This window comes from Stenotrophomonas sp. FSL W7-1447 (assembly GCF_037966425.1).
GTDB lineage: Bacteria > Pseudomonadota > Gammaproteobacteria > Xanthomonadales > Xanthomonadaceae > Stenotrophomonas > Stenotrophomonas pavanii.
The window spans coordinates 1273539-1288221 of record NZ_CP150199.1 but is presented as its reverse complement, the minus strand read 5'-3'; the positions used below and the strand labels follow the sequence as shown (position 1 = coordinate 1288221).

Genomic DNA, 14683 nt, shown 5'->3' with positions numbered 1-14683 from the left:
CCTCCCCCCTCCCCACGAGGCTCCACGATGAATCCCGAATCGATCTTCTACCGCGTGGTCAACGGTGATCTGCCGCGTTCCCAGGCCGGCACCCTGCTTGGCTGGCGCTTCGTCGACTACGACGATGCACGGCGCCGCATCCAGGTCGAATTCGAGGCCCGCCCGCTGCTGACCAACCCGATGGGCAACGTGCAGGGGGGATTCCTGTCTGCGATGCTCGATGACTGCATGGGGCCGGCAATCTACGCCACACTGCCGGCCAATCGCATCGCGGTCACGGTGGAGTCCAAGACCAGCTTCGTCAGCCCGGCGCGGCCCGGGCGGATCATCGGCTGGGGCGAAGTCGAGCACAGCAAGGGCAGCATCGCCTTCACCCGCGGCTGGCTGACCGATCCGACCGGCAAGGTGCTGGCCACCGCCAGCGCTACCTTCCGGGTGGGCGCGTTGCGCTGGCGCGGGCTGTCGGTGCCACGGCCCATTGCGCGCCGCATGATCGCGCGGACGCTTCGGCGCGTGCATGCACGCATCGGCTGATGCACTGCTCAGCGCAGGTTGCGGCCACCGCCAGCCACGCGCACGCGGTCGCGCCCCTGTGCCTTGGCCTGGTACATGGCCGCGTCCGCAGCGCGCAGCAGCGTGCGCCAGCCCAGTGCATCGGTCCCGCCCTCGGCCACACCGAAGCTGGCGGTAACGCGCAGTACGTTGCCACCGGCCAGTGCGATGTCCAGTTGCTGTAGTGCCACGCGCAGCGATTCGGCCAGCTGGCGCCCGCCGGCCAGATCGCCATCGGCCAGCAGCACCAGGAACTCCTCGCCACCGTAGCGGGCAACGCTGTCGCTGCGCCGCAGGTGCCGTTGCAGCAGGCGCGCCACCTGCACCAGCACCTGGTCGCCCGCATCATGGCCATGGCCGTCGTTGATCGCCTTGAAACGGTCCACGTCGAGCAGGATCACCACCGCGCTGTTGCCGCCATCAGCGTGGCGCTGCTGCACCCTCTCGTCCAGCGCGCGCCGGTTCAACAACCCGGTCAGTTCATCGGTGCCGGCCAGCTGGCGCAGCTCGCTGGTCAGGGCCGAGCGCTCCCGCGACTTTTCGCGCAGCACTTCGATGGCATCAAACAGGCGCTGCATCTCGGCCAGCGGGTGGGTCACGTGCTGCGCCGGACCGGGCGCGTCCGAGGCGATCTGGACCACCTGCTTCTGCGCCTGCAGCAGTGGCCGCAGGATCTGCAGGTGGGCAATGCGCAGGGCCACGCCGAGCACCACCAGCGTACCGAGTGCCGTTGCCACCAGCACCACCAGGCGCATGGCTTCACGGTTGCGGGCGTGCTCGAAACGGGCGATGGCGACGGTCAAGTAACCGTCGCGCAGCGCTTCCAGCGACTGCAGGGTCGGCACGTAGCGTGCGGTGAACTCGGCGGCGGTCCACGGCGGGCGCACGCCGCGCCGGCCATCGTCGATCAGCCGTTCGATCATCGGCAGCGATTCGCCGAAGAACTGCCGGCGCGCCATGTCCCAATGCCAGGACAGCCCCGGATCACTGCGGTACACCGCTTCATGGCTGCCGGCCAGCCGCCACAGCTCCAGCAGGCGGCCTTCGGTCTGCAATGCGGCACGGACCTGTTCATCACGCCATGCCCCCGGGACCGCCACCGGCGCCATCACGTTCGAAGCCAAGCGGCCCCCATGTTCGCGCAGGTCGATCAGCACCTGGCCCTGCATCGCGGGAATCGCTGCTTCGCGGTCGGCACTGACCAGTGCGTTGATCTGCGCCGAGGTCAGCACGTGCAGGCGGTCCACCACGGCGAACATGCTGCTGATCGCGCGCTCCACGTCCTCCACCCGGCGTGCACCCTGCGGCTGTGCCGCCACCCGGTCCACCGCGGCCCGCGCCGAGTGCAGGCGACGTCGCGCGTCGGCCAGCAGCCCGTGCGCGCCGACCACGTCCGGATCGGCCCTCGACGCGGTGTCCAGCTGCAGCAGGGCGGCGTCGACCCGCCGGCGCGCGACCGCCAGCTGTGCTGCCAGCCGTGCCTGTTCGTCCGCATCGGCCGGGTCTGCCCCCAGCAGGCTGTTGGCCGGGCCGCGTTCGGCCGACACCTGGTTGGCCAGGTCAAAGGTCTGCCGCAGCTGGCGCAGGCTGACCAGATTGTCCTCGGCGGCAGTGAAGCGCAGCGTGCCCTGCACCAGCGCGATGGCCATCAAGGGCAGCGTACAGACCACGAACAGCCCGGCCAGGATCCAGACCCAGGTCCGCAATCCAATGGGCGACGCCTTGCGGGCCATGCAATATTCCCCTGAAGTGCGCTCACTGTAGCGGCCGGCCACGCGGGCGCCAAGCCGCTACCGGGCCAACCGTGCCCGTGGGTATGGCGCACCCGCCGCGAACCCAACGGCAAGGCCTCGCCGGCACTCGGATCGTGGCAATGGCGTCCTGCCCAGCCGCGTCAGATCCAGCGCTGGTCGACCAGTTCGCGCTTCACGTAGGCATAGAACACCGGCGCGGCGACCAGGCCCGGCAGGCCGAAGGCCGCTTCCATCACCAGCATGGCCAGCAGCAGTTCCCACGCGCGGGCCTGGATCTCGCCACCGACGATGCGCGCGTTGAGGAAGTACTCCAGCTTGTGGATCACGATCAGGTACAGCAGCGCCGCCACCGCCACGTAGAACGAGACCGACAGCGCGACGATGGTGATGATGGTATTGGAGATGATGTTGCCCACCACCGGCAGCAGGCCGGCCAGGAAAGTGATCAGCACCAGGGTCTTGGACAGCGGCAGGTGCATGCCGAACAACGGCAGCACGCCCAGCAGGAAGATGGCGGTGAACACGGTGTTGAGCAGCGAGATCTTCACCTGCGCGAACACCACCTGGCGGAAGGCGGTGGCCAGGCGGCTGGTGCGCCCGATCAGCTCCTGCGCCAGCGGGCCCATCTTCGGCAGCGGCAGTTCGTCATACAGCGCGATCATGGCGCCGAGCACCATGCCGATCAGTACGCGCACACCCACCTGGACCACCGAGGTACCGGCCACGCCCAGCTGGCGCTGATGCTCGGCGGCCCAGTCGTTCAGCGCCGCGCGCAGCGCTGGCATGTCTTCGGGAATGTAGGGTTGCAGCAGCGCCGGCACCTGGTGCCGCGAGGTGTTGAGGATCTCCATCAGCCGCGCCAGCAGTGCGTCCGGGCCGCCGGTCTCGTTGCGGAAGAACGAGGCCACGCCGATCCCGGCCAGCACCAGCGCGCTGATGATGATCGCCGACAGCACGATCACCGCGATCGCCCGTGCCCGTCCCGGCGGCAGCCTGCCTTCCACGGTGGACGCCAGAACGTGGGTCAGCTGGAACACCAGCAGGCCGGACAGCAGGGTCACCACCAGGCCCAGTTTCAGCGCCAGCCACATGCCCAGCAGCATCATCAACCAGGCCGCGATCCTGGCAATCGGGGGCTTGGGCGGGGCAACAAGAGCATCTTGCATGGGAGCGCGTCCGGGCGGGGTGGCCCATGGTAGAGGATTGACCCACCGATTCGGCGTGCAGGCTGAACGGGTATTGCGCGTTCATCCGGTGGCCGCCCTGCCGCCGCCCGCTGCACTCATTCGCCGTAGCTGGCCGTGTTCTTGCCCTGCCGCTTGGCGTGGTAGAGCGCGCGGTCGGCCAGTGCCAGCCAGTCCTCGACACTGCCCCCGCGCGGCGTGGCGGCAATGCCGATGCTCACGCTGAATTCCACGCCCGGCGTGGCCTGGCGCGCGGCTTCGAGCAGGTGCAGGCGCACGCGCTCGGCCACGTGCATCGCATCGGCGGGCGCGCAGTCGTGCAGCAGCACCACGAACTCGTCGCCGCCGAGCCGCGCCGGGGTATCCCCCGGTCGCGCGAACGTGCGCAACGTCGCCGCGACATGGCGCAGCACCTCGTCGCCGGCGCGGTGGCCATGCGAATCGTTGATGCGCTTGAAGTCGTCCACATCGAGCATCAGCAGGCAGGCAAAGCCGCCCTGGCCCTGCGCCCGGTCCAGTGCCTGCTGCGCGCGCAGGATCAGGAAACCACGGTTGGCCAGCTCGACCAGCGGATCCATCCGGCTGAGCCGCTGCAGCTGGCGGTTCTGCGATTTGACCCGGCGCGCCAGCTGCCAGCTGAGGATGCTGAGGCCGATGCCATAGACGAACAGGAACGGCACACTGAGCACGATCGTGCGCTGCGACGTCACCGGCTGGTACGGAAACCCGAGCGCCCACCAGGCGAGCGCGAAGCCCAGCAGCAGCGCCAGCGTGGCGCGCATCGCCAGGCGCACGCCACCGGCGGCGATCTTGTCGGCCACCAGCAGTGCAGCGAACAGCGCGCTGGGCACGGCGCTCAGCGCCATGAACGCGATCCAGCCACCGCCGAAGAAGGAATCGGCCACCATGCAGCGGAACTGGACGACTGCCGGCTGGCGGGAGCGCCGGGTCAGCAACAAGGCCAGTGCTGGCCACGCCAGTGCGTTGAGCAGCAGCAGGCTCCATGCCGGTCCGCCGTCCCCGCGTTCGAGCATGATCGAGGCGATGGGGATCGCCCCCAGTCCATTGCCAACGAAGCGCATCCAGCCAATGCGCCGTGCCGCGCCAATACCTTCGACCGCGCCTTCCGTCGAATCGGTGAAGAACGGCATTGCCGCCCCCCTTGGACGATCGCACCTGCTGCTACGGCCCTTGCCGGGCTGCCTGCGATGAGTCTGACAGCCCGGCGTCAATTCGGGATCAAGGTTGCACGCTGCCGCGACCGCCGGATAGCTGCCAGCCGCCCCGATCCGCGCTCACCCGGGCCTGGGCACCGCCGTCGAACCGCGCAGCATGAAACTGAACTCCAGCGTCTGCTGAAGCGGCACATCGGCCTGATCGATGATCGCGAGCAGCAGGTTGACCGCGCGCTCGCCGATCTCGCGCATGGGCTGGCGGACGGTCGTCAACGGCGGCGTGAGGTAACGCGACGACGCCAGATCGTCGAAGCCGACGACGGACAGGTCCTCCGGCACGCGGATGCCCAGGTCCCGGCAGGCCGCGAGGGTGCCCAGCGCCATCTGGTCGCTGAAGCAGAACACCGCGGTCGGAACAGGCGTGGCGTGCAGCAGCGCCATTGCCGCCGCATGCCCGGACTCCACGGAAAAGTCACCCGGCACGATGCTGAGCTGGCGCAGGCGGCCACGCGCCCTACCGGCCGCGCGGACCCCTTCCAGCCGTTGCTGGTGCAGGGGGTTGTCGGGCGGCCCGCCGACCACGGCGATCCGCTCATGTCCCAGCGCGTACAGATGCTCCATCACGGTGCGTGCGGCGGCCGCATTGTCGATGTGGACGCTGGGGATGCCCAGTGCGGGGTCGAACTCGCACCCGTTGACCACCGGCGCGGCGGCGCCACGCTGCTCGACGATCTCGCGCGCGGTGGGCGGCAGGCGATGACCGAGCACGATCATGCCGTCGGCCTCGTTGCGCCTGAGCATCTGCGCGTAGCGCTCCTCGCGGTCGGGTTGATGCTGGGTATCGCCCAGCAGGACCGCATAGCCGACCGCCTGCGCGGCCTCCTCCGCCCCCTGCAGGATCTGCGCGAAGAACGGATTGGCGATGTCCGGGACGGTGACCAGGATCTTGCCACTGCGCTGGGTCTTGAGCGTGCGCGCCACCGTGTTGGGCACATAGCCCAACGAGGCGGCCGCCTGTTCGATCCGCGCGCGGGTGGCCGGCAGCACTTTGTCCGGCCGCGAAAGCGCGCGCGACACCGTACCGGCGGACACGCCGACGTGTCTTGCGATGTCGTAGATGGTGGCCATGGCGTTAGTTCTCCTGCCCGCTGTGCACTGCACAACAGGTCCTGCGTAAGCCCCTGCTAGGATAATGCAATCGATTGCATCGAGGGCGAATCACGTTGAAGACGCTCAAGGGTCCAGCGCTGTTCCTGGCGCAGTTCATCGGCGACACAGCTCCTTTTGATCGGCTGGACACGCTGGCCGGATGGGCCGCGGGTCTGGGCTATTCTGGCGTACAAGTCCCCACCTCCGCGCCCCACCTGTTCGACCTGGCCGAGGCCGCCCGCAGCCAGGCGTACTGCGACGACATTGCCGGCATGCTGGCCGGGCATGGCGTACAGATCACCGAGCTGTCGACCCACCTGCAGGGGCAGCTGGTGGCCGTCCATCCCGCCTATGACGCGCTGTTCGACGGGTTCGCGCCGCCGGAAAAGCGCGGCGATCCGGCCGCCCGCCAGGCCTGGGCGGTGGAGCAGCTGCTGTTGGCCGCCAAAGCCAGCCAGCGGCTGGGACTGACCGCACACGCCACGTTCTCCGGCGCACTGGCCTGGCCCTACTTCTACCCCTGGCCGCAGCGCCCCCCCGGGCTGGTGGATGAAGCCTTCGCCGAACTCGGCCGCCGTTGGCGCCCGATCCTGGATGCCTTCGACGCCTGCGGCGTGGACCTGTGCTTCGAGATCCACCCCGGCGAGGACCTGCACGACGGCGCGACCTTTGAACGCTTCCTCGACGTGGTGGACCACCACCCGCGCGCGAAGATCCTGTACGACCCCAGCCACCTGCTGCTGCAGCAGATGGACTACCTGGGCTTCATCGACCGCTACCACGCGCGCATCGGCATCTTCCACGTCAAGGACGCGGAGTATCGTCCCAGCGCGAGCAGCGGCGTGTATGGCGGCTACCAGGACTGGATCGATCGTCCGGGCCGTTTCCGTTCACTGGGCGACGGCCAGATCGACTTCAGGGCGATCTTCTCGAAGTTCGCCCAGTACGATTTCCCCGGCTGGGCGGTACTGGAATGGGAGTGCTGCCTGAAGCACCCCGAAGACGGCGCGCGCGAGGGCGCCGCCTTCATCCGCGACCACCTCATCCGCGTGACCGAACGCGCCTTCGACGACTTTGCCGACAGCGGCACCGACGCCGCGTCACTGCACCGCATGCTGGGAATCTGAGCCAAGACCGCCCCGGGAGGGCAAGCCATGACGCACGCCATGTCGCGCCTGGGCGCGATGATGTTTCTACAGTTCTTCATCTGGGGGGCGTGGTTCGTCACCCTCGGCACCTACCTGGTGCAGGGCCCGCTGCAGGCCAGCGCGAGCCAGGTGGCGACCGCCTTCCTCAGCCAGTCCATCGGCGCCATCGTGGCGCCGTTCCTGGTCGGCCTGATCGCGGATCGCTACTTCGCGGCGCAGCGCATCCTCGCGGTGCTGCACCTGGCCGGCGCGGTGCTGATGTGGCTGGCGTCCACCGCCACCAGCTTCAGTGTGTTCTCGGCCTGCGTGATGGGCTACATGCTGCTGTTCATGCCGACCCTGGCACTGGCCAACAGCGTGGCCATGCGGCACATGCAGTCGCCCGAGAAGCAGTTCCCGCTGGTACGCGTGGCCGGCAGCATCGGCTGGATCATCGCAGGCGTGCTGATCGGCTGGCTGGGGTGGGAGCAGGCGCATCGGCTTGAGCTGACGTTCCGCATGGCCGCATTGGCGTCGCTTTTGCTCGGGCTGTATGCGTTCACCCTGCCACACACACCGCCACTGGCACAGCAGCGCGACGCCGGGCTGGGGCAGATCCTGGGGCTGGACTCGCTGCGGCTGCTGAAGTCGCGCGCCTACCTGGTGTTCTTCCTGGCCTCCATCGCCATCTGCATCCCGCTGTCGTTCTATTACAACTTCACCAACCCCTATCTCAACGACCTGGGCGTGCGCGGTGCCGCCGGCCTGCAGTCGCTGGGCCAGGTCTCCGAGGTGCTGCTGATGCTGGCCATGCCCTTCCTGTTCGTGCGGCTGGGGGTGAAGACCATGCTGGCGGTGGGCATGGCGGCCTGGGTGGTGCGCTACGTCCTGTTCGCCTTTGGCGATGCCGGGGGCGGTTTCTCGCTGCTGGTGATCGGCATCGTGCTGCACGGCATCTGCTACGACTTCTTCTTCGTTACCGGCCAGATCTACACCGATGCGCACGCCGGCGCTGCCGCGCGCAGCAGCGCGCAGGGCTTCATCACCCTGGCCACCTACGGGGTTGGCATGTTGATCGGCACCTTCCTGTCCGGTGCCGTGGTCGAGCACTTCACCACCGCCGCAGGCCCGGACTGGCAACAGATCTGGTTGTTCCCGGCCGGCGTCGCGCTGGTGGTGTTGGTCGCCTTCCTGCTGCTGTTCCGCGACCGGCCGGTGGCTGCGGCCGCACCATCCACACACTGAGGAGACCGGCCGATGCCCCAGCTTGGAATCGCCATCATCGGCACCGGCATGATCGGCGCTGTGCATCGTCGCGCGGCGCTGCTGGCCGGCGCGCAGATCCGTGGCGTGGCCGCGTCCTCCCTGCAGCGTGCACGCGACACGGCGGAGGCGTGGAATGTTCCGCTCGCCTATCGGGACATCGAACAGGTGGTGGCCGACCCGCAGGTGCAGGTCGTGCACGTCTGCACGCCGAACCACCTGCACCGTGCCATGGCCCAGGCCGCACTGGAGGCCGGCAAGCACGTGATCTGCGAGAAGCCGCTGGCGACCACGCTGGAGGATGCGCGGGAGCTGGCCGCGTTGGCGGCCTCGACCGGATTGGTTGCCACGGTGCCGTTCGTCTACCGCTACCACCCGGTGGTGCGTGAGGCCCGCGCGCGCATCGCGCAGGGTGAGCTGGGGCCGTTGCACCTGATCCATGGCAGCTACCTGCAGGATTGGCTGCTGGACCCGGCCAGCAACAACTGGCGCGTGGACCCTGCGCTGGGAGGCACGTCGCGCGTGTTCGCCGACATCGGTTCACACTGGTGCGATCTGGTCGAATGGGTCAGCGGCGAACGCTTCGCCGAGGTCAGCGCGGCGTTCGCCACCGTGATCGCCGAACGCGGCGCGGTCAGCGCGCAGAGTTTCAGCACACCGGCCGCGGGAGGCGCAATGCAGGCGGTCGCAAGCGAGGACGTGGCGGCCGCGATGTTCAGGACCCGGGCCGGTACGCTGGCGTCGTTGACCGTCAGCCAGGTGTCGGCCGGACGCCGCAACCGCCTCTGGTTCGAGATCGACGGCGCCAACGCCAGCGTCGCCTTCGACCAGGAGGATGCCGAGCGGCTGTGGATCGGCCTGCCCGACCAGCGCGAGGAGATCTTCGTGCGCGGGCCCGGCGCGGGCACTGCCGAACAGCGCCGGCTGTCGGTGCTGCCGGCCGGGCACGCGCAGGGCTACGCCCAGTGCTTCGAGGCGTTCGTCGCCGACACCTACCGCGCCATTGAAGGTGAGCGGCCGCAGGGCCTGCCCACCTTCGAAGACGGCCTGCGCTCGGCGCAGATCGTCGATCGTGTCATTGCATCGGCCAGGTCACGCACCTGGACCGCCATCGGTTGAATCCCGGGAGGACCCCATGATGAACATCCGTGTGCGTAGAACTGCAAGCCTTGTCGTGCTGTTGCTCGCTGCCCTGCCCGCCTTCGCGCGGAACGCAGCAGCCCCGCAGCAACCCATCGCCGTGCAGATGTACACGCTGCGCAACGCCGGCTCACTGGACCAGCAGCTGAAGATCGTCCACGACGCGGGCGTGCGCGCGGTGGAAACGGTCGGTACCCAGAACGTCAGCGCGCAGGCGTTGAAGCAGTTGCTGGACCGCTACGCGATCAAGGCGGTTTCGTCGCATGTCCCGTTGACCGAACTGCGCAACAACCTTGATGGCGTGGTGGCGTTCAACCGCGCGATCGGCAACACCACGCTGGTGGTGCCCTACCTGGATCAGAAGGACCGGCCGGCCGATGCCGCAGGCTGGACCGCGCTGGGCCAGGACCTGGGCCGGATCGCCAGGCAACTGCGCGGCAAGGGCATGCAGCTGGCCTATCACAACCACGACTTCGAGCTGGCCGACTTCGAAGGCAGGACCGGACTGGAGCTGCTGTTCGCAGCGGCCGGGCCCGAGCTGCAGACCGAGCTGGACCTGGCCTGGGTCGCGCGTGCGGGTCTGGACCCGGCGGCGATGCTGGGCAAGTTCAGCGGCCGCCTGTTCGCCGTGCATGCCAAGGACAATGCGCCCAAGGGCCAGGCCGAAGACGAAGGCGGATTCGCCGCGGTGGGCCAGGGCGTGCTGGACTGGAACGCGATCCTGCCTGCCGCAGCGGCGGCCAACGTGAAGTGGTACATCGTCGAGCACGACCAGCCACGCGATCCGGGCAAGGTCATCCAGACCGGCGCGGATTACCTGCGTAAACACCTGACCCTCAGCCAGCCCGCTCGTGCGCGGCGCTGACCCGCAAAGGAGCCTTGCTTGGATATCCGCCTGAAACCGATCCTGACCCTGGCCGTGCTCCTGTGCGGCACGACACTGGCAACCGCCGCGTGGTGCAAGGACGACCCTGCCGCCGGGGCGAAGCTCTACTCCGCCAACTGCACCGCCTGCCATGGCGCGGACCGCGCTGGCATGCCGGGTGCGTTCCCGGCGCTCACCGATGTCAGCAAGCGCCTGGATGCCGCGCAGATCAAGGACAAGATCAGGAAGGGCGGCGGCCTGATGCCGCCCTTCCCCCAGCTGTCGCAGCAGGAGATCGATGACATCGCCAGCTACCTGGCGAAGTAACGGACCGGGCTACAGCTCGCGCACCCAGATGTTGCGGTAGCTGACCCTGGAGTCATGCTCCTGCAGATAGAGCGGCGCACAGGCATGGGGCGAATACGAGGGCGCCCCGATGTACTCGGTCTTGCCTGCCAGCACGGTGTCATCCTGCACCAGCACGCCGTTGTGCAGCACCGTGATGCGCGCAGGCGAAATCAGCCCGCCTCCCGCCGAGAAGCGCGGTGCCTTCCAGAGGATGTCGTAGGCCTGCCACTGGCCCGGCGCGCGCGAGGCATTCACCCGCGGCATGGCCTGCTTGTAGATGGAGCCGGCCTGGCCATTGGCATAGGTCGGGTTGTTGTAGCTGTCGAGCACCTGCAGTTCATACCGTTCCTGCAGGAAGATCCCGCTGTTGCCGCGGTTCTGGCCGTCGAAGCCCTTCGTGTCAGTGGGCGTGCGCCATTCGACATGCAGCTGGACATCGCAGAAGCGTTGCCGGGTACGGATGCCCTTGCTGCCCGGAACGACCGTCATGGCGCCCCCGGCAACCTTCCAGGGCACGCGTCCGCCCTGCTCCGATTCCCACGCGGACACATCCTTGCCATCGAACAGCACGATCGCATCGGAGGGGGCCTTGCCTGGCGGCGTGGCCACGAGAGCGGGTACGGGGGTCCACACTTCGGTCTTCTTCGGGTCACGTGCAGCGTCGGCACTGTCCTGCGCCGCTGCCGATGCCGATGCCGTGGCCAGCAGGCCGGCGGTGGCCAGCACTGTGCGGATCATCCTGGTGTTGTCCATCAGCTGGTCCCCCACGCCGGCGTACCGGGGACATAGGCGAGGTCGCCATCGTAGCGTCCCGGCACGGCGACGTACTGCAGCACTCCGGTCGCGCCGACCTTGGAGGTGAAGAAGCCGAAAATGGCCAGCTGCTTGATCATCGTGAAGTAATGCGGCATGGCCTCGCCCTGTTCGGGCGTCCCGGTTTCGGTCACCTCGGCAGGGCGTGCCCTGGCTTCCGCGTCCAGGCGGCGCAGCAGTTCGGTGCGGGCGTCCGGCGTGAGCGACATGAAACGACCGCCTGCGCGCGTGTTGATGTCGGCCAGGCCGGTGCGGAACGCTGCCTGCTGGCGGGCGGTGTAGCAGTCGCTGACGAACGTCGCCATGAACAGGCCGGCGCCGGCATCCTTTGCACCCGGTGTCCGGGTCCGTGGCAGGATGGTCTCGGCGATCTCGTCGAGCATGCCGATATCGGCGTCGGAGAACGCGGGCATCGCCCCGGCTGCCGGAACCTTGCCATGCACCAGGGCCGGCAGGCCGACCATGGCCGTACCGGTGGCGGCAACGATCATCTTCAGCAGTTCGCGGCGGTCCATCACAGGTTCCCCGCTTTCAGTTCGCGCACCGCATGGTCGGCCGCGCGCGCGGTCAGCGCCATGTAGGTCAACGAGGGATTCACGCAGGCGCTGGAGGTCATGCAGGCACCGTCGGTGACGTAGACGTTGGGCGCATCCCAGACCTGGTTGTGCGCGTTCAATACCGAACTCTTCCGATCACGTCCCATGCGCGCGGTCCCCATCTCATGGATGCCCTTGCCCGGGGCGTAGTCGTTGTCGTGCATCTTCACGTCCTTGACCCCGGCCGCCTCCAGCATCTCGGCGGCATCGGCGGCCATGTCCTTGCGCATCGCCAGTTCGTTGGCACGCATGGACACATCCATCGCCAGCACCGGCAGCCCCCACTTGTCCTTGCGGTCGCGGTCCAGGCGGATCGCATTGTCGTGGTGCGGCAGCATTTCACCGAACCCGGTCATGCCGATGCGCCAGTCGCCCGGTACGGTCAGCGCCTCCTTCAGATCGGCACCGATGTTCAGCTCGGCGATCTCGCGCGACCAGCCGGTGCGGCTGGCACCGCCCTGGTAGCCGAACCCGCGCAGGTAACCCCGCTTGTCGGACGCGACGTTGCGGAAGCGCGGAATGTAGAAGCCGCAGGGACGGCGGCCGAAGTAGTACTTGTCTTCGTAGCCCTCGACCCGGCCCGAGGCGCCCGCACCGAAATGATGGTCCATCACGTTGTGCCCCAGCTCGCCCGACGAAGAACCCAGTCCCCCGTCCCAGACGTCGGTCGCCGAATTCATCAGCAGCCAGGTGGAGTTGAACGACGACGCGTTGAGGAAGATGACCTTGGCGGTGTACTGGTAGGTCTGCCCGGTTTCGGCGTCGATCACCTCCACGCCACGCGCACGCTTGCGGTCCTTGTCGTAGAGCACTTCCTTGACGATCGAGAACGGCCGCAGCGTCAGGTTGCCGGTCTTCATCGCCGCCGGCAGCGTCGCCGACTGGGTCGAGAAGTAGGCACCGAAGGGGCAGCCCAGGATGCACTTGTTGCGGTACTGGCAGTTCACGCGCCCCTGCTCGGGCATCGGCTGGGTGATGTTGGCCGTGCGCGAGTGGATCATGTGCCGCGTTCCGCCAAAGGCCTTCTTGATCCGAGCGGCCACGTCCTTCTCGACGATGTTCAACGGGATCGGCGGCAGGAACTCGCCGTCCGGGAGCACGTCCAGTCCTTCGCGCGTGCCGGCGATGCCGGCGAACTTCTCCACATGGTCGTACCACGGCGCGATGTCGGCATAGCGGATCGGCCAGTCGGTGGCAATGCCATCCTTGAGGTTGGCTTCGAAGTCCAGGTCGGAAAACCGATAGCTCTGCCGGCCCCACATCAGCGAGCGCCCACCCACGTGGTAGCCACGGAACCAGTCGAAGCGCTTGGTCTCGATGTAGGGCGAGTCCTGCTCGTTGGCCCACATTCCTTCCAGGTTCTCGGCCAGGCCGTAGTCGCGCATCAGCACCGGGAACGCGGCCTTCATCGCCTGCGTCGGCCGATTGCGATGCGGGAAATCCCACGCTTCCTTCATCGCGTTGACGTAGTCCTTGACGTGCTCGATGTTGCGCCCGCGTTCCAGCATCAGGACCTTCAGGCCCTTCTCGGTCAGCTCCTTCGCTGCCCAGCCGCCACTGATTCCCGAGCCAACAACAATGGCGTCGTAGTGATTATCTGCCATGGGTCTCTCACCTGGGTGGATATCGTTTCAGACGTCGCAGAGGCGGATCGCCTCGCGCAATGAACCAACAGGATCGGGCGCGGCAGGCATGAACTCCTGCGCCACATACCCCTCGAAACCGGTGTCGCGGATCGCGCGGCAGATCGCTGCATAGTTCAGCTCCTGCTGATCTCCGATCTCATGCCGGCCAGGCACGCCAGCGGTGTGGTAGTGCTTGAAGCAGGCGTGATGCTTGCCGATGGTGGCGATGATGTCGCCCTCCATGATCTGCATGTGGTAGATGTCGTACAGCAGGCCGAAGTTGTCCGAGCCGAGCCGCTGGCACAGCTCCACGCCCCAGGCCGAGTGGTCGCACAGGTAGTCGCGGTGATCGACCTTGGAGTTGAGCAGCTCCATCACCAGCACGACGCCACGCTTCTCGGCATGCCCGAGGATGCGCTTGAGGCCGGCCTCGGCATTGGCCATGCCGTCATGCGGGTCCATGCCGTTGCGGTTGCCGGAGAAGCAGATGAGATTCCGGTAACCGGCATCGGCCACCAGATCGATGTGCCGCGTGTAGCGCTCTACCAGCGGGTCGTGGAACTCACGGCCGGCAAAGCCCTTGGTAAGACCCAGCTCCGCGCCGTTGCACATCGAGCTGTACACGCCATGGGCCTTCAGCGTGGGCCAGTCTTCCGGGCCAACCAGGTCGATGGCGGCGAAGCCGATGTCCTTCACCGTCGCGCAGAGCTGGGCGACCGACAGCTGCGGGAAGGTCCAGCGCGCCACGGAGTGCTTCAGGTTGCCCTTGAGCGCTGCGGTGGCGGCGAATGCAGGCAACGCTCCCGCAGTACCCAGCGCTACGCCTCCAGCAACCGCCATGCGCAACGCATCGCGCCGCGTGAGGCCCGTCGCCGGAGCCGGTCTGATCGAATGGATGGACATCCACCTGCCGGCCTCCCAACCGGTATCAAACGCAACGATTCACAGCAATGCAATCGATTGCACCATAGGGGAGGAATTTGTCTGTTTGCAAGTCGCGGTGCACGAAAGACCATGCTGCGCAGCACAACCCGGGGGCCATGGGACAAGAACGAAAGCCCCGCACGGACGGGGCTTTCTGTTTTCGGTGCG

At 67.6% G+C, this 14683-nt stretch carries 14 protein-coding genes; 6 read left to right on the top strand and 8 right to left on the bottom strand.

Translation table 11 applies throughout. The annotated features are described in order from the left end of the window. The first annotated feature begins 27 nt into the window (after positions 1-27). Positions 28-534: a PaaI family thioesterase gene (locus NSQ78_RS06005; RefSeq protein WP_049467345.1), complete on the top strand. Its 507-nt coding sequence runs from the start codon at positions 28-30 to the stop codon at positions 532-534. A gap of 8 nt (positions 535-542) precedes the next feature. Here NSQ78_RS06005 and NSQ78_RS06000 read toward each other — a convergent pair whose 3' ends face one another. From NSQ78_RS06000 to NSQ78_RS05985, 4 genes are all read right to left on the bottom strand, one after another. Then, complete coding sequence (locus NSQ78_RS06000) at positions 543-2285, bottom strand: GGDEF domain-containing protein (RefSeq protein WP_064237864.1); 1743 nt, start codon at positions 2283-2285, stop codon at positions 543-545. Between the two features lie 161 nt (positions 2286-2446). After that, complete coding sequence (locus NSQ78_RS05995) at positions 2447-3472, bottom strand: AI-2E family transporter (RefSeq protein WP_049467349.1); 1026 nt, start codon at positions 3470-3472, stop codon at positions 2447-2449. A 116-nt stretch (positions 3473-3588) separates the two neighbouring features. Then, positions 3589-4641, bottom strand: coding sequence for a sensor domain-containing diguanylate cyclase (locus NSQ78_RS05990; protein ID WP_053505872.1), 1053 nt, complete (start codon positions 4639-4641; stop codon positions 3589-3591). A gap of 144 nt (positions 4642-4785) precedes the next feature. Beyond that, positions 4786-5793 (bottom strand): LacI family DNA-binding transcriptional regulator, encoded by a 1008-nt coding sequence (locus NSQ78_RS05985; protein ID WP_064237863.1) that lies wholly within the window; start codon positions 5791-5793, stop codon positions 4786-4788. Positions 5794-5888: 95 nt separating this feature from the next. On the opposite strand from NSQ78_RS05985, the gene NSQ78_RS05980 reads away from it, so the two are divergent. From NSQ78_RS05980 to NSQ78_RS05960, 5 genes are read left to right on the top strand one after another with little or no spacing between them, the layout of a single operon-like run. Beyond that, entirely contained in the window at positions 5889-6941 is a 1053-nt protein-coding gene (locus NSQ78_RS05980) for a sugar phosphate isomerase/epimerase family protein (RefSeq protein ID WP_064237862.1), read from the top strand. Between the two features lie 27 nt (positions 6942-6968). Then, positions 6969-8186 carry an MFS transporter gene (locus tag NSQ78_RS05975; RefSeq protein WP_064237861.1) on the top strand — a complete coding sequence of 406 codons (1218 nt, stop codon included), beginning with the start codon at positions 6969-6971 and terminating at the stop codon, positions 8184-8186. 12 nt (positions 8187-8198) lie between these two features. Continuing rightward, a complete protein-coding gene (locus NSQ78_RS05970) occupies positions 8199-9323 on the top strand; it encodes a Gfo/Idh/MocA family oxidoreductase (protein WP_064237860.1) in 1125 nt (374 codons plus the stop codon). Between the two features lie 19 nt (positions 9324-9342). Next, a complete protein-coding gene (locus NSQ78_RS05965; RefSeq protein WP_064239623.1) occupies positions 9343-10209 on the top strand; it encodes a sugar phosphate isomerase/epimerase in 867 nt (288 codons plus the stop codon). Between the two features lie 30 nt (positions 10210-10239). After that, positions 10240-10536: a cytochrome c gene (locus NSQ78_RS05960; RefSeq protein ID WP_053505887.1), complete on the top strand. Its 297-nt coding sequence runs from the start codon at positions 10240-10242 to the stop codon at positions 10534-10536. Positions 10537-10545: 9 nt separating this feature from the next. On the opposite strand, the gene NSQ78_RS05955 is transcribed toward NSQ78_RS05960, so the two are convergent. From NSQ78_RS05955 to NSQ78_RS05940, 4 genes are read right to left on the bottom strand one after another with little or no spacing between them, the layout of a single operon-like run. Next, positions 10546-11310, bottom strand: coding sequence for a DUF1080 domain-containing protein (locus NSQ78_RS05955; RefSeq protein WP_064239622.1), 765 nt, complete (start codon positions 11308-11310; stop codon positions 10546-10548). Continuing rightward, positions 11310-11885 carry a gluconate 2-dehydrogenase subunit 3 family protein gene (locus NSQ78_RS05950; protein ID WP_064237859.1) on the bottom strand — a complete coding sequence of 192 codons (576 nt, stop codon included), beginning with the start codon at positions 11883-11885 and terminating at the stop codon, positions 11310-11312. The genes NSQ78_RS05955 and NSQ78_RS05950 overlap by 1 nt, the downstream gene beginning before the upstream one ends. Further along, entirely contained in the window at positions 11885-13570 is a 1686-nt protein-coding gene (locus NSQ78_RS05945) for a GMC family oxidoreductase (RefSeq protein WP_049467361.1), read from the bottom strand. Before NSQ78_RS05945 ends, NSQ78_RS05950 begins: the two co-directional genes overlap by 1 nt. A gap of 27 nt (positions 13571-13597) precedes the next feature. Continuing rightward, on the bottom strand, positions 13598-14494 hold the full coding sequence (locus NSQ78_RS05940; protein WP_064237858.1) for a TIM barrel protein: 897 nt from the start codon (positions 14492-14494) through the stop codon (positions 13598-13600). Positions 14495-14683 lie beyond the last annotated feature (189 nt).